Origin of the sequence: Pedobacter nototheniae (assembly GCF_004335085.1) — a bacterium.
In the GTDB taxonomy this organism is placed as follows: domain Bacteria; phylum Bacteroidota; class Bacteroidia; order Sphingobacteriales; family Sphingobacteriaceae; genus Pedobacter; species Pedobacter nototheniae.
Genome location: NZ_RQRS01000020.1, coordinates 61,154 through 77,930, shown reverse-complemented (window position 1 = coordinate 77,930; position 16,777 = coordinate 61,154). Strand labels below are relative to the sequence as shown.

Sequence of the window (16,777 nt, the reverse complement as noted above, 5' to 3'; positions counted from 1 at the left end):
CCCCTTGCTTCAGTTCGCTAAAAGCGATAACCTTAAATGATCTTAAATGTCTTATATGGTTTTAATATAATGCTTATGCAATTCCTTTATCCGCTGCCGCGGAGGCTTTATTCTTTTTGACAACAAAAAGAACCAAAACCGAGCATTTCTGCGAGCTCATTAATACAAATAAAAAACAAACAACTATTAATAAATTGTCGGCTCGCAATTTTTCTGTTTAAGGCAGTGGATGGGATTTGATCGTGCTCCCCGAATAATTGACCATGCCGATTGGGAGCTTTACGAAGAAACAGTGGTTTGGATTTGTTAGTGTGTTAAGCGGTATTGCTATAAAAGCTTTCGTCATTGTACAGCCTCTCCATTACCGTCTTTGCGAGGCACGAAGCAATCTTACCAACAATAAATAATTATGATGTATTGCTTCGCGCCCCTTGCTTCAGTTCGCAAAAAACGATAGCCTTAAATGATCTTAAATGTCTTATATGGTTTTAATATAATGCTCATGCAATTCTTTCTTCCGCTGCCGCGGGGGCTTTCTCTTCTTTGGGCAACCAAAGAAGCAAAGTTGTCGGCTCGCAATTTTTCTGTTTAAGGCAGTGGGTAAGCTTGGATCGTGCTCCCCGAATAATTGACCATGCCGATTGGGAGCTTTACGAAGAAACAGTGGTTTGGATTTGTTAGTGGGTTAGGCATGTTGCTAATAACCTTTCATAATTGCAATATTTCCTTGCCATTAGCTCCGATTCACAGAGGGCGAGTGCCTTAAATGTTCTTATATTTCTTATATGGTTTAAAATACAACCCTTGATTACCCCGCAATTAAGATTGCCTACGTCAGGCAGGCTTTGCACCTTTGCTAAACCCTGTCTTCGGTTTGTAATAACGATCATTGCGAGTGTGTTGGTTTCCATCTAAACCTAGCTTTGCGTTCTTCGTGTTTTTTCTCTCTGTGTTCTTTGCGGTTAAAACACTTAATCAATAACGATAATTCTTTTATCATCATGAGCTTGTCGAAAGCCACTTATATAAATAGCGTTTCAACAAGCTCAATGTGACAGGAAGATATGCGATGAAAATAAAACTATAGAATATTTACTTGTTGTGTTCTAGTATTCCAACCATAAACTTCTATTTTCTTAGTTGTTCCTCTAAACTTTTCAGGATAGTCTACTAAAATAGTTTTGCTTTCTCCTGGGAAAACAGAAACATAATTATCGCTAAAAAAAGTTGGTAAAATACGCTCTCCGGTTTGAGTATCTACTAATGCAATTCGATTAAAAAATGCAAGTCCGTTACTACCTTTATTGGTTAATTTAACTTCAATTTTTCCAGTTTTAAATTCTTTGGCTTCCACATTAAGTTTAACCTCTTTCATATTTTGTAAGCCTGTATACTCGCCATCATTTCCTGGCATCCAATACATATTTTCACTCAACACCTTTTGATCTGGGCCTAACAACTTAAGTAATACAAAAGCACCATCCTTATAAATTGATTTCTTTAAAACATCTCCCACCGGAAACATTTTTTTCACCATTGAAGGTCCTACCTCCGCAAATAGCTGATTGGTAAACTGCTGTTTACCATCCATATCAAATACGGTAGCTTGAACCATAACATTACGTTTAACTTCGAAACCATTATTTACCACATTTATCATGCTATCCAAAGGATTCATCATAATGTGCAATGGTTCGCTACCTTTTCTTAAACCATACAAACAGGCATTTACATCCAGGTAATAATCATACATTTGCCCACGAAGTGCTGTCCAAGGGTTTTGTGTTTTCCAAATGATTGAACCTGTATACCAATCCCACATATGACCAGAAAAACCTTCCATTAAAGAACGATATTGGTTGTAATTAACCAATTGAGCTTTCATGGCAAAATCTTCAGCATTTTTTGCTTTTCCATATGGATCGATGTGGTGATCGTATGGAATATATTTATGATAGTCCCAAACAGAATCAACAGGTTTACCATTTTGAGGTGCAATCATATTTTTCTCTGGAATAAAACGCTTTAATGAAACATAATCTCCCGTACCAACAGAACCAACTTCAGAATTATAAGGATAGGTTTTAAATGACCAAAAGTTACGTGTATCCTGAATCGTATAAGGTCCATCGCCATTGCCACCCAATGTATTTAACGACATGCTATCCGTATTCGAAAAATCGAAGAAATAACGTGTGCCGTCTAATTCAGGGAGGATTTTATTTTTTAAAGGATAAAGGATATCATCTGGTGGAGTAATTTCGTTGCCACCACACCAAAAAGCAAGTGATGGATGGTTTCTAATTAACTTAATTTGATCTGCGGCAGCTTCCAAAACCAAATTATGATTATCAGGATACTGTCTGCGTGTCCACTGATCTTCTTTTTTTAAAGGATCAACCCATTTTCCATTACAATCACCACTAAACCAAAAATCCTGAAAAACCAATAAGCCGTATTTATCACAGGCATTATAAAACTCTGGGCGCTCTGTAATTGCGCCACCCCAAATACGGATTAAATTTAAATTCATATCTCTATGAAAGCGAATTTCAGCATCATAACGCTCATCAGAAAAACGAAGCATTGCATCAGAAATAACCCAGTTTCCACCTTTAATAAAGATTTTTTGTCCGTTAATATGCGCTTCCATACTTTTGGTATGATCGTTCCAGATGTTGGTAATTTCACGTACTCCAAACTGTAAAGGCTCATCATCCAATACTTTGCCTGTTGCATTTACAAACTGAATATTGATTTTATACAAAGGCTGATCGCCATAACCATTAGGCCACCATAATTTTGGCTGGTCTAACGTAAAATCAGGAAGCTTAACCTCTTTCTCTTCTCCAGGTTTTAATGATACAGGCGTACGAACCAGTTTTCCATTTAAATTGTATTGTAAAAAGCCAGTTATTACCTTAGCAGAAGCATTACTAACCTCAGATGAAGTACGAATTAGGGCAGGTTTCTGCGCCCCAGTTGCAAGGCGTTTACCAGGCACTAAAGTTATAACATGTGGGTTTTCTACATTTACAGAAGTGGTTTTTTCAATGGTTACCTTATCCCAAATTCCTGTATTACGATCTCTAATTGGCTGTATCCAATCCCACCCTGCAGTATATTGAGTGGTTAAACCTTTCGCAATCGTTCCATCGCCCCCTTGCCCACCGTTTGGTTCTCCAACCACATCTGGTGGATAAACCAACACCGCTAAACGATTGTCTCCGTTAGCAGCTAATAAAGAGGTAATGTTATATTGCTGGCGTAAATGCATTCCTTCATGGGTTTTAGCATTTACCTTTTTACCGTTTAAATAAATTTCAGTTTTATAGTTTACACCTCTAAACTGCAACCAAACCTGCTCATCATCTTTGGCTGTTTGATTAAAAGATTTTACAAACCAATAGGTATAATAGGCGTTTCCAGTATAATATATATCTTTAATCAACTTATTGTTCATGCCATAAAAAGGATCAGGAACTTTTTTATTGTTAAGTAAAGTGGTTAGTACGGTTCCAGGCACTGTGGCTTTCATCCATTGATCTGTTGCAAAGCCTGGTTTAGAAATCTGTTCTCCATTTGCCTTCACATCGTTTATATTGGCGCAATACCAGCCCGAATTAAGCTCATACTTTTGTTGTGCAGCAACTCGAATAGTTGATAATGTGGAGATCAGGCTTGCCGTTAAAAGCAGGCAAAAACTTTTCGTAAAATTCATTCTGTTTATTGGTTTGGTTATTTCCTTAATGTTGATGATGGTCTGTCTTTTTCGCTTACTCCAAAAGTTGCCGATGGCTTATTGCCCATGTAAATTTGTAAATTACCCCCTGCCACAATATTTTTATGTAAAATATATGATTTGGTGTAAGGCTTACCATTAAGCTCTATCTTTTGGATGTATTTATTTTCTACGCTATTATCAATCACCTTAATGTTGAACTTTTTATTTCCTGGTAAACTAATTGAAGCACCATTTAATAAGGGAGAGCCAAAAACATATGCGCCATTAGCAGGGTTAACAGGATAAAAACCCATTGAAGAAAAAATGTACCAGGCAGACATCTGCCCTACGTCTTCATTACCACATAAACCATCTGGCTTAGCAGTATAAAATTCTTTGTCGATTTTTCTTATTAAATCTGCTGTTTTCCAAGGCTGCCCAACGTAAGAGTATAAATATGGAATGTGATGCCCTGGCTCATTTCCCTGTGCATAATTCCCAATCAAACCAGAAATATCAGGAGAACTATCAGCACCAAACTGGAAAGGCACGCTAAACAATGAATCAAGCTTAGTGGTAAAAGATTTCTCGCTTCCGAAAAGTTTAACCAAACCTTCACCATCTTGTGGTACCAACCAAATGTACTGCCATGCATTTCCTTCGGTATAATCATCTTCACGGTGTTTAGATGCAAACGGACTAAATGGTGTACGCCAGTTACCATCACTTAATTTGCCACGCATAAATTGTGTTTGTGGATCGAAGTATAATTTATATAATTCCGCTCTTTTAGTGAAATAAGTATAATCTTCAGTTTTATTTAAAGCTTTAGCCATCTGCGCAATACAGTAATCATCTACAGCATATTCTAATGCTTTCGCTACAGATTCATTTACCTTATCCGAAGGAATAAACTTTAATTGCTGAATGTATTCGATGCCATCCGTTTTTTGCATAGCAGATTGTTTTATCGCTTCATAAGCCAGATTAACATCAAAGCCTCGATAGCCTTTTAAATAAGCATCAACAATAATCGGCACAGCATGATAACCAATCATGGTATTGGTTTCGCTCCCCATTAAATGCCAAACGGGCAATTTGCCCTGTTGTTTGTAAATAGCAAGCATAGTATTTACTACATCAGATACTTTATCTTGGTGAAGAATGGTATACAAAGGCTGCGCCGCACGATAGGTATCCCACAAAGAAAAAGTTGTTAAATTATTGAATGAGGCATTTTTGTATACCTTTTTATCCGTACCACGATAATCTTTATTAACATCATTAAATAAAGACGGCGCTACCATGGTGTGATAAAGTGCCGTATAAAACACCTTTTTCGAATTGGTAGAAGCATCAACTCTAACTTTTTGCAATTCCTTTTCCCATTTGGCATCCGCCTGCTTAGCGGTTGCTTTAAAATCCCAACCAGGTAATTCTGTTTTTAAATTAAGAATAGCATTTTCTATACTTACCGGAGATAAAGCCACCTTTATTTGAAGAACATTATTCGCGATTGCATCAAAGTTAATGGCTGCTCTTAGTTTTACTCCCTTAATATCCTTGCCGTTTTTAACTACAGTGCTATCATAAACAATCAGGTTTTTAATCGCCTGCGAAAGTTTTATTACGAAATATAATCTTTGATCGTTAGACCATCCTTTAGAGTTTCTGTAACCCACAATAGTTTGGGCATCAATTTGTTTAATCTGTGTAGCCACAGGTTTGTCCCAACCAATACCATCAGCCAAATCAAGGATAATATGTGGTGTTTCAGCACCTTTTTTAAAAGTATATTGATGAAAACCAACTCTTTCAGTTGCAGTAAGTTCGGCTTTCACATCATATTTATCAAGCAAAACACTATAATATCCTGCTTTTGCAGTTTCATTATTATGAGAAAAGGTAGAAACATAGCCATTTTCCAAATTATCTTTTTGACCTTTTTCAACAATCAGTTTTCCAGTTGCAGGCATGATGGAAATATCGCCTAAATCGCCTATTCCTGTACCACTCAAATGCGTGTGGGCAAAGCCTGTAATGGTATTACTGCTATAATTATAACCACTGCACCAATCCCAACCTTCAAAAATGTTGTTAGGGCCAAGTTGAACAGCTCCGTAAGGTACATTAGCACCAACAAAAACATGCCCGTGCTTAGCAGATCCTATAATTGGATCAACATACTTTGTAAGGCTTTCGCTTGTAGCTTTTTGAGCGTAAGAAACTTGAAAAACACTGCTTAATAAAGCAACTCCGAGAGACACGTTTAACGTTTTACTAAACTGCTTAAGAATTTTGTTTTTTAATAACATATGGTTCATTTGTGTTAGGTAATATTAATCTGAAAAGCGATTAAGCTTTAAATATGATTATTTTATTGGAAATATAAACTAAAGACCTCTTTTTTTTAGTTTTTGCCTACATGCAAGCAGCACCAATTAAGGCCGCATGTTCATTTAATTTAGTTATTTTAACTTTAGCAGATAAGTGATTGGCTTCCAGTATAGAAACTAATTCTGGAGAGAACTGATCAAAGGCCAGGGAGATATTTCCTCCAATAATAACCATCTCTAATTTATACTTTTTTATGATAGGCATTAAAAATTCTGCCATATTATGACCAAATTCCATAAAAACCCGTACCGCCGAATGATCGGTTTTTACAACCTCCACCAACTCTTTTACGCCTTTTAATTCTGTTCCAGTTAATTGTTTGTAGCGATTTACAAACCACCTGGTAGAAAGATAATCTTCGGAAATTCCATTTAAAAATGGCGCATTCCATAAAGATAAATCCTTGGTTTGTCCGGCTTCAAATATTCCAGATCCCAAACCTGTTCCAAGTGTTAAACCCATTACACATTTTGCTCCTTTTGCAGATCCTGCAAAAACTTCTCCTTTTGTAAAGGCTTCTGCATCATTAATAAAATGAATGTTTTCGGGACGAAAATTGAGCCGTTCAGCCAATTCATTTTTTATGTTCAGCTTATATAAAGACTTAAATTTATCTTGTTCTTTAATCAAACAAATGCCCTCTTTATAATCAAAAGGACCTGGCATGGCTATTCCAATTCTATTTACAGATAGTTTTGTTGTTTTAAGGGATGCGGAAATTACCTTACTCCAGTTTTCAAGTATGGTTTCTGCATCATCAAGAGAATTAACACTTTCACGTTTCCAGGATTCATTTATTAAAATTCCCTCTTCAAGGTTTATAATAGCCGCTGTAATGTGTGAGCCGCCAATATCTACGCCCAACACAATAGATTTACTCATATATAATATCTGGTTTTAGTATATAATTAAAGTCAAATATATTTCAATTTGCGCTTCAAGTTAAAATTCCAAATGAAAAGAATATATCTGGATTCGCAAATATACATTGCTTAAATTCATTTTACTAAAATTGATGATTAAGTTAAATTATCAATTTCTTAAGTGTAATAATCTAATAAGATTGAAACAGATATTAAAAGCTTTCTGAAAAGATAATCGATAAGCAAACAATTAATTATCAGTTTATTATGGTAAAATAAATATTTAATAAAATGAACAACTAACAAATATTTTTTACCTTTTTAACGCTTATTATCTCGCCATTTATTAATTGAAAAAGAAATAACAAATATTCGTCAGTTTCCTCAATTTGAATATGTTCTACCTTTCCTGCGGTACCTTTTTCATCACTAATTTTATCATTAATTTTTACATCAAGTAATGTAGAAGTTGGTAAATGTTGGCTCACTATCATTATATAAAGGTAATTAGTTTAGTTATCATTATTATTTGTTTTCTGATGACTGAAGTTATATTTTTAGCATTATGCAATTAACATTTAAAAGCTTATATCATTTAGAAAACGATAAAATTAGCATTATCGAAATAGAAAAAACTAATTTACCCGCTAATGCGGAGGTTTATGATTGTTTTAAATGGATTAAACTGGATAAATTGACTAATAAAATAACCACTTTTCAATTTCAATCCATGAAAGTAAATGAAGAAGATCAGGAACGAAATTTTGAAGGTGCTTATTTGAGATTTAATGCTATTGAAGCAACTTTTTATGAGGATAATCATACTGAGCAATCCTTAACCAATAATTCCAAAAATGGAATTTCAGATTTTGCTAAACAGCTTATTATTGATTATTTGGCAAATGAAGAGTAAAGCAAGTTTTTTCTGGTGTGGAGCTTACATCAAGTTTCCCGCCGTGTGCTTCTGCAATTTCTGATGCAATGTAAAGTCCTAAACCTAAACCTTTTTGATTTGGCTCTACTTCTCCCCTGGAAAATGGTTGAAAAAGACGTTCCATTGTAGCGTTCGAAATTTGTTTACCAGGATTAGAAACGCACAAAGAAAAACCATTGTTATCACTCTTTGCACTAACTTCTACAACTGCATCTGCAGCACTATAATTAAGTGCATTACCCAATAAATTAGAAAAAAGTTGGGCAATCCTTTTACCGTCAGCGTGTACGGGTTTGTTTAAATCGAAAGAAGTTATAATTTTTCTATCTGGCAAATTTGCCTGCATTTCCGTAATAACCTGTTCTAAAGTTTCTTGCAGATTTTCGTCCGAATTTCTATTTATGGTTATTCCGCCACCCAATCTTCCACTTGCAAAATCAAGCATGTTTTCAATTAAACCATTCATTCTGTAAGCAGAATCCTTAATAATATTTCCTAAACGAACTGTTTTTTCATCAACATTCATTCTGCTTAATAATTGAGCACTATTTGATACCGCATTTAAAGGATTGCGCAAATCATGACCAAGAATGGCAATAAATTGTTCTCTAAGTTCAGATGTTTCTCTTTCTTGTTTAAGGTTTTTTTCACTTAAATCCAGTTGTTCCAATGCATCCAGATGGAAAGCAATTAAATCAGCAAACATCCTAAACATATTTACTATTGTTGAGGTATTAATTACTGCCGGTTTAGGATCTATAGCACAAAGAGTACCAAAAAATGATCCATCCTTTAAATTAATTGGCATGGAAATATAGCTCTGAAAACCATACATCAGCGGTGTGTGATGGTGGATGTATTTCTCATCCTGCGATACATGGTTAATTACTACAGGTTTTCTGTGCTGGCGGATTTCATTACAAATTGTTGTTTCAAGTTTAAGCTCTCCACCAACCTTTAAACCAAAGCTAATTTCATCATGCACTGCACAAGCAATCCAGCTTTCTTCAGTTACACGCGCAACAGCCGCAAAACCCATACCTGTGGTGTTACATACAATTTCTAAAATGTGTGCCACAGCAGGAATTCGACTAATCGAATCCAAATCAGCAAGAATGTTTGATTTAGGGAGGTGCAAAGGATAAATTTTAATAATGAAAGCAATTTAAAGAATGTTTTGGATATAAACCTCTAACATCTTTATCATTTCCTTTACAAAAGTATAGTTTTTAATAAGTATACATAGTTATATACCGCATTTTAACGTATTATTTAAAAAAAAATCCATTAAACAAAACCTCAATTTAGATTTTGTTTAATGGAAAGTATGAAATAGTTAAAACTGCGCTGCTGCTAAAGTTGTTGTATTTAGCGTTACCTCTACATTGCCTTTGGTTGCGTTAGAGTATGGACAAACCTGATGTGCTTTTTCTACTAGAGATTTAGCCAGTTCATCGCTCACGTCGCTTATATTAACATCAAGAACAACCGTTAAGCCAAAACCACCTTGGTCATTTTTTCCAATACCTACATTTGCTCTAACAGCTGTAGCACCGGTTTCTACTTTTGATGTTTTGATAACTAAATTTAAAGCACTATCAAAACATGCGGCGTAACCTGCTGCAAATAATTGCTCAGGATTTGTATATCCAGTTTCAGTACCACCTAGTTCTTTTGGCATTCTTACTTCAAGGTTTAAAACTTCATCAGATGAAACTACGTTTCCATTTCTTCCGCCTGTTGCTGTGGCTGTTGCGGTATAAATTGCTTTTATCGACATTTTTTTTGATTTTATATAATTGAATTTTTAAATATCCTTTCTTGCTTTTTCTAATAATTCGAAAACTATATTCTTTACAGAAATTAGTTCATCCTCACTTAAATCTAAGCTGCAAGCCAAATCTTTCGGGATTTGTTGAGCTGCTTTCTTCAGCGATAACCCATTTTCAGTTAAACTAATAAATACCATGCGTTCATCAGCCTTACTCCGCTCCCGTTTTACAAGTACTTTTTCTTCAAGGCGTTTTAGCAATGGAGTTAACGTTCCTGAATCGAGTAGTAACTTTTCTCCAAGCTCTTTCACAGATAAACTTTTATATTCCCAAAGTACCAGCATAACTAAATATTGAGGATATGTTAACTCTATCTTCGCCAATAAAGGTTTATAATGTGCTGTAATTACCCTCGATAATGCATATAAAGGGAAACATAACTGATTTTCAAGTTTTAAAATATCCATAACTGAATTATTAATTGCTCAAAATTAAATTGCACACAATTAAAATGCAATCAAAAATTTAATAATGACCAAAAGCTTACAATGCATTTTTTCAAATGAACCAAGGCATTTCTTTTCCTAAAAAAATTATTATTTACGCTAAAGATGGAAGGCTTTTGAAAATGAGCAGACTGTAATTTTCAAAAAAAACTTATTGCCAGATAATATTTAAACTTTGTTTAAATATCGAGTAAACAAAAAAGCAATCTTAAAGCATTAAAATCCAAATTAGAACTTATGCTTTAAGATTGCTTTAGAAACAGATTACTTTATACCTACGCTTTTAACAAAGCTGGTTTTTCGTGGTAAGTTCTCCAAAGTAACTCACCAAAAAGTGTATTAGACCATGCAAACCACGATCTGGTAAAGTTTGCAGGATCATCTTTATGGAAAGATTCGTGCATAAAGCCTTTACCTGCATGTGTTTTTTGAAGGGTTTCGATACACCACTTAATTTCTGCATCATCTTTTGAAGTTAAGCCTCGCATGGTTATACTCATTGGCCAAATCATATCCTGTCCGCAGTGTGGCCCACCAATCCCCTCGCCAGCTGTACCTTTAAAAAAGTATGGATTATCTTTAGAAAGAGCAAACTTTCTTGTGTTTTTATAAATTGGATCGTCAGCACTTAAGGCACCTAAATAAGGTAAACTTAAAAGACTAGGTACGTTAGAATCGTCCATAATATAAGCACCGCCAAAACCATCTACCTCAAAAGCATAAATTTTGCCATATTTTGGGTGGTTAACAATGCCATGTTTTTGAATAGCTGCATTTACTTCATTGGCCAAATTAAGTAAATTACTTTCTAATGCTTTATCGCTTTGCAAAGCCTTAATCATCTCTGCTGCTTGTTTTAAGCTGGTTACGGCAAAGAAATTAGAAGGAATTAAGAAAGGGAAAATTGTTGCATCATCACTCGGGCGGAAAGCTGAACAAATTAAGCCAACAGGATTAACTGGGAAACCATAGCCAGACATTGGTAAACTATCAGTTGGTTTATTGGTTTCTCTTTGAAAGTGATATGGCCCATGATTTTCTTTACGTTGCTGCTGCTTAAAAGTTTCTAAAGTAGCTTCTATTCCTTTTTTCCAATCTGCATCAAAAGGGGTTTTATCACCTGTTTTTTTCCAATAGTGATAAGCTAAGCGAATAGGGTAACAAAGTGAATCAATTTCCCATTTACGTTCATGAATCCCTGGTTTCATATCTGTTAAATCAGTTTTCCACTCACCAACTTTTGTAGCATCTCCATAAAAAGCGTTTGCATATGGATCTTTCAAAACGCATTTAGTTTGGTGAATAATTACTCCAGCAATTAATTTCTTAAGTGGTTCATCTTCATTCACAAACTGCAAATATGGCCAAACCTGCGCAGAACTATCACGCAACCACATGGCATCAATATCTCCTGTAATAACATAGGTATCAGGGCGACCATTTTTTTCTGAGTGATAAACGGTAGTGTCTAAAGTATTTGGGAAACAGTTTTCAAATAACCAGCTTAATTCGGGGTTTTTAACATTTGTTTGAAAGGTTTTAATAGCATCATCTACAGCTTTACTTTTAAAGTGCCTTTTATCAGCAGCAACTCTTACCACTGGAAAGTTTGTACCGAAATCTGCAGCAAAGGAAAATTTAGAGGCTACTAAACCGGCACCGAGTAAACCGGTATTTTGTATAAATGTTCTTCTTTTCATATGTGTATTGTGTTCTATTTGGTTATTTATAGGTTGTTAATCTGATACATATTACAGTTTAAACAATTATAATTCGTTTTCTACAGTTACTTGTATCTTCCTTTAATAATTGATTGACTTTACAAGATATGCAATATTTGTTAAGCCATTATCTGATAATATTATCGAAAGTAGTAAAACGTTTAACGTGTTCAAAGTTAAAAATGAATTTCTTTTTACATTAGAAAATTTACCAGTAAAATAAGGATAATAACAAAGACAACAACAGCTATAAACTGATGCGAAAAACTTTTTACTAGATCAGCAACGAGCGTGCTGATCCAATAAAAAAGAGAGCGTTAATGAAATAAGGTTTAGTTAATGATTTTACAATGACAAGTTAAACTTTAATAAATTGATTAGCAATACCTAATTAAATATTAATGACAAAAGTCAACAAAACAATTAAATAACATAGAAACCGTGCTCAATACCTATTTTTCCGTGACTAATTTAAAATTTAGATTACTATATTTCCCTATTATTTGATTTATCTACGAAGATTAGTCAAGCAAAAGCTCTTAATTTCAGTCTATAAATTCTTACAAAGCACAAAATTGGTTCAGGTTTTATATTTTTCTTATAAAATAACAGCACCAATTTTTCAGAAAACTTATCCATAAAAAAAACCGCTGGTCAAATTACCAGCGGTTCAATTGTAAATGGGATGCTTAATATTTTATTATGATTTTTTAGGTTTTGATGACATATAAAAAGTAATCTTACCGCCATTCATTAAATCTGCATGTTTAATAAAAGGAGTGGTAAGTAATTTACCATTTAACAGAACCTTTTCTACATAAACATTTTTATCGCTTTGCTTAATGGCCTCAACAGTGAAGGTTTTGCCATTTTCAAGATTTAGCACTGCGTTATTTACTGATGGGCTTCCTAAAGCGTAAACGTCAGATCCTGGTGCTACAGGATAAAAACCTAAAGACGAAAACATGTACCACGCACTCATTTGTCCACAATCATCATTGCCACCCAAACCATCAGCTGTAGGCTTGTATTGCATATTTAAAATGTGGCGAATTTGTGCTTGCGTTTTCCACGGTTGATCTGTCCAGTTGTACAAATAAGCAATATGGTGTGCCGGCTCATTTCCATGCACGTAACCACCAATTATACCTTCACGGGTGATGTCTTCAGTATGAGCAAAAAATTCATCGGGCAAGTGCATGGTAAATAAAGTATCTAATCGCATGGCGAATTTCTTTTTGCCGCCCATTAATTCAATTAATGAAGCTGGATCTTGTGGCACAAAGAAGCTATAATTCCAGCTATTACCTTCAATAAAACCCTGTCCTTCAGTATCCTTAGGATCAAAAGATTTCTTAAAAGTTCCATCAGCCAGTTTAGGGCGCATAAAACCAGATGCCTGATCAAAATTATTTTTCCAGTTGCCTGATCTTTTAATAAATTCCTCATACACATCCATACGGTTTAATTTTTTCGCCATTTGCGCAATTGCCCAATCATCATAAGCATATTCTAATGTGTTGGAGACTGAAATTCCACTTTTCTCGGCAGGGATATACCCTAAATCCATGTAGTAGCCAATACCTTCATAATCGCGGTGCTTTGCTGTTGCAACGCAGGCATCAAGTGCTTTATTGGCATCGCCATTGTAAGTACCTTTAATTATAGCGTCAGAAATTACCGATACACTATGGTAACCACTCATGCACCAGTTATCATTAGCATAATGAGACCAAATTGGAAGCATTTTCAGGCTACTCTGATCGTAATGTGCCATCATAGATTTTACCATATCGTTGTTTCTACTTGGCTGGATTACGTTAAAAAACGGGTGTAAAGCCCGGTAGGTATCCCAAAGTGAAAATGTAGTATAATTTGTAAAGCCATCAGCCTTGTGTACGCCCTGATCCAATCCTTTATACTCGCCATTTACATCCGTATAAGTTGTTGGATTTATAAAAGCGTGATAAAGTGCGGTATAAAAGTTAATCTTATTATCGTTAGATGTATTAATCTGAATCTTATTTAATTCTTTATTCCAGGTTGCCTGTGCTTGAGCTTTTACTTTTTCAAAATCCCATCCAGAAATTTCAGTACGCATATTTTGCAATGCATTTTCTTGACTAACCGGCGATAAAGCCATTTTAATTTTAATCTTCTCCCCTTCTTGAGTATCGAAATCAAAAAACATTCTTACTTTTTTTCCCGCTATTTCAGGAAAGTTTTTGTTTTGGTTAAACTTGCCCCAAAATCCTCTATACGCTTGCTTGGCATCATAATTTTTCTGTCCATAGCTTTTAAAAGGTTTGGAAAAACTCATAGCGAAATAAACAGTCCTTGTTCTGGCCCATCCATTGGTTTGGCGATAACCCGTAATTAAAGTATCGTTAACCACACGCACATACGTCCAAACTGTTTTTTCATCGTAATTATAAATTCCAGCCATTAAATCCAGAATTATATGCGATTGATCTGATTTAGGAAAAGTATATTGATGCATACCAACCCTTGTAGTTGCCGTTAATTCTGCTGTAATGTTATCATCATCAAGTTTTACCTTATAATAACCAGCTTCTGCAACTTCATTTTGATGAGAAAAAGCAGAACGATAACCGCCTTTTGGGTTTGAAGCCGTTCCTGGATTAAGTTGAAGCTTACCCTGAGTTGGCATAATTAAAAAATCGCCTAAATCTGAGTGTCCAGTGCCACTAAAATGAGTATGACTGAATCCTGTTATAGTTTTATCTTCATATTTATAACCCGCACAGTATTTATATACATCTCCATTATATTTCCCGTTCATTTCGTACGAAATTGTATCAGTTTCTGGGCTTAACTGTACCGATCCAAATGGAACTGTAGCGCCTGGGTAGGTATGCCCCATTTTTTCAGTACCAATAATTGGCTTTACATACTGCACAAGGTTTTGCTGCGCTGAAACAACTATTGAGGATAGCAAAAGGCATGGCAGAATAAATTTTTTAATCATAGTTTATTCAATTTTTAATTTCAGAATCCTAAGGTATCAATTAATCTTCACATTGTGAATTTTGACAAACTAAAACGTTTAAGTAATACAAAAAGAATATAAAATCATAATTTAAGAGGTTCTTTTGGCATATTAGAAATCCATTTATTTAATAAACCTGATAAAAGTAAAAAGCTTGCATCATAGTGAGGATTTGCAACGTTATCTTTAAAAAGAGCACCAACGTTGCTTTCTAAAATTTGAAAATGAACGGATAGTAATGCTTAGTAAACTGTAGCCTCACTCTCGTTTATTAAACCTGAGTGCAGCGGTATTCCCGATTTTTTCTATCGGGATATAGCGAAAAGCAGGAATAAAGATTCAAAATAACTGCAGGCTTTGCTTTCCTTATCTTTAATTGCTAATCTAAGAAACTATCGCAATAGAACTTATTTGGAAATGAACAGACAGTAATACTACGCAAATAGCAGCCCCGCTCCTGTTGCTGCCCGATAAAGAATCGTGGCATTCACTTACATCGGGTTTAAATACAAGGCATAGAATGATCGTCACTGCCGAAAAAATTTCCAAATAACTTTCTCATTTTTAAAATCCGTTTTATCCCCTGCCCGATAACCCAATACTGGTGCAATGTTAGCTTTTTACAAGTAACTGACTTGCTTTAAATAATTTCAGGTAAATAAACCTTATTTTTGCAGCCAATAGTATTAAAATGAGTAAACACGGTAGAATTCTGGTAGCCATGAGTGGCGGGGTTGATAGTTCGGTAGCAGCAGTTATGTTACATGAGCAGGGTTATGAAGTAATTGGCTTAACCATGAAGACCTGGGATTATGCAAGTTCTGGTGGCAGCAGCAAGGAAACTGGTTGTTGCAGTTTAGATAGCATTAATGATGCCCGCACCTTGGCCGTAAATTACGGTTTCCCACATTATATATTAGATATACGTGATGAATTTGGCGATTATGTAATTGATAACTTCGTTGATGAATACTTGGCTGGGCGTACCCCAAATCCATGTGTTTTATGCAATACCCACATTAAATGGGAAGCTTTATTAAAACGTGCCAATAAATTAGATTGTGAATTTATTGCAACAGGACATTATGCAAATATTCGCCAGCAAGATAGCGGTCGTTATGTAATTTCTAAAGGTAAGGACGAAAATAAAGATCAGTCTTACGTACTTTGGGGCGTTTCTCAAGAAAACCTTTCGCGTACTAAATTTCCTTTGGGAAGCTTTGCTAAATCTGAAATCAGACAAATGGCTTTAGATATGGGACAAGAAGAATTGGCGAAAAAATCTGAGAGCTACGAAATTTGTTTCGTACCTGATAATGATTACAGAGCATTTTTAAAACATAAGGTTGAAGACCTTGAAGATAGAGTTGCAGGTGGTAATTTTATTTTAAGTAATGGAATGATTGTCGGTCAACATAAAGGCTACCCCTTTTATACTATCGGTCAGCGTAAAGGTTTAGGTGTTGCTTTTGGCGAGCCGATGTTTGTAACGCAGATTTTGCCCGAAAGTAATACTGTTGTATTAGGCCGTGCTGATGAATTAGAGCGTCGCGAAGCGATGGTTAGAAACGTAAACCTGGTTAAATATGCCAGCATTGAGGAACCAATGAATGATGTAATAACCAAAATACGGTATAAAGATGCAGGTATGTTAAGTACAATTGTACAAGAAAAAGATAAAATGCGTGTTGTGTTTGATCACTCAGTTTCGGCAATTGCACCTGGTCAATCTGCTGTATTTTACGAAGGTAATGATTTATTAGGTGGTGGCTTTTTAGTTTAAAGCATACACTATTATAATATTAAGCCAGCTAAATGCTGGCTTTTTTATTGCATAACAATTTGAATTT

11 protein-coding genes are annotated in these 16,777 nt (G+C 35.0%); 2 read left to right on the top strand and 9 right to left on the bottom strand.

Annotation, left to right across the window (positions count from 1 at the left end; all coding sequences use genetic code 11):
* Positions 1 to 1,081 precede the first annotated feature (1,081 nt).
* From EHC72_RS16785 to EHC72_RS16770, 4 genes are all read right to left on the bottom strand, one after another.
* A complete protein-coding gene (locus EHC72_RS16785) occupies positions 1,082 to 3,721 on the bottom strand; it encodes a glycoside hydrolase family 2 protein (RefSeq protein ID WP_131538870.1) in 2,640 nt (879 codons plus the stop codon).
* Positions 3,722 to 3,738: 17 nt separating this feature from the next.
* Positions 3,739 to 5,991 (bottom strand): GH92 family glycosyl hydrolase, encoded by a 2,253-nt coding sequence (locus EHC72_RS16780; protein ID WP_246029449.1) that lies wholly within the window; start codon positions 5,989 to 5,991, stop codon positions 3,739 to 3,741.
* Positions 5,992 to 6,145: 154 nt separating this feature from the next.
* Positions 6,146 to 7,003, bottom strand: a complete 858-nt coding sequence (locus EHC72_RS16775) for an ROK family protein (protein ID WP_131538868.1) — start codon at positions 7,001 to 7,003, stop codon at positions 6,146 to 6,148.
* 280 nt (positions 7,004 to 7,283) lie between these two features.
* A complete protein-coding gene (locus EHC72_RS16770; RefSeq protein ID WP_131538867.1) occupies positions 7,284 to 7,478 on the bottom strand; it encodes a hypothetical protein in 195 nt (64 codons plus the stop codon).
* A gap of 71 nt (positions 7,479 to 7,549) precedes the next feature.
* On the opposite strand from EHC72_RS16770, the gene EHC72_RS16765 reads away from it, so the two are divergent.
* Positions 7,550 to 7,897 (top strand): hypothetical protein, encoded by a 348-nt coding sequence (locus tag EHC72_RS16765; protein WP_131538866.1) that lies wholly within the window; start codon positions 7,550 to 7,552, stop codon positions 7,895 to 7,897.
* Here the strand turns inward: EHC72_RS16765 and EHC72_RS16760 are convergent.
* The 5 genes from EHC72_RS16760 to EHC72_RS16740 all read right to left on the bottom strand — a co-directional run bounded on the left by EHC72_RS16760 (position 7,869) and on the right by EHC72_RS16740 (position 14,906).
* Positions 7,869 to 9,056 (bottom strand): GAF domain-containing sensor histidine kinase, encoded by a 1,188-nt coding sequence (locus EHC72_RS16760; protein ID WP_131538865.1) that lies wholly within the window; start codon positions 9,054 to 9,056, stop codon positions 7,869 to 7,871. The genes EHC72_RS16765 and EHC72_RS16760 overlap by 29 nt on opposite strands.
* Before the next feature lie 198 nt (positions 9,057 to 9,254).
* The gene (locus tag EHC72_RS16755) at positions 9,255 to 9,698 is read right to left on the bottom strand and encodes an organic hydroperoxide resistance protein (protein WP_211660325.1); all 444 of its coding nucleotides are present in this window, start codon (positions 9,696 to 9,698) and stop codon (positions 9,255 to 9,257) included.
* Positions 9,699 to 9,725: 27 nt separating this feature from the next.
* The gene (locus EHC72_RS16750; RefSeq protein ID WP_131538864.1) at positions 9,726 to 10,157 is read right to left on the bottom strand and encodes a MarR family winged helix-turn-helix transcriptional regulator; all 432 of its coding nucleotides are present in this window, start codon (positions 10,155 to 10,157) and stop codon (positions 9,726 to 9,728) included.
* 314 nt (positions 10,158 to 10,471) lie between these two features.
* A complete protein-coding gene (locus tag EHC72_RS16745) occupies positions 10,472 to 11,896 on the bottom strand; it encodes a glycoside hydrolase family 125 protein (protein WP_131538863.1) in 1,425 nt (474 codons plus the stop codon).
* A 721-nt stretch (positions 11,897 to 12,617) separates the two neighbouring features.
* The gene (locus tag EHC72_RS16740; protein WP_131538862.1) at positions 12,618 to 14,906 is read right to left on the bottom strand and encodes a GH92 family glycosyl hydrolase; all 2,289 of its coding nucleotides are present in this window, start codon (positions 14,904 to 14,906) and stop codon (positions 12,618 to 12,620) included.
* 712 nt (positions 14,907 to 15,618) lie between these two features.
* Here EHC72_RS16740 and mnmA point away from each other — a divergent pair.
* Positions 15,619 to 16,710, top strand: a complete 1,092-nt coding sequence (gene mnmA, locus EHC72_RS16735) for a tRNA 2-thiouridine(34) synthase MnmA (protein WP_131538861.1) — start codon at positions 15,619 to 15,621, stop codon at positions 16,708 to 16,710.
* The last annotated feature ends 67 nt before the right edge of the window (positions 16,711 to 16,777 follow it).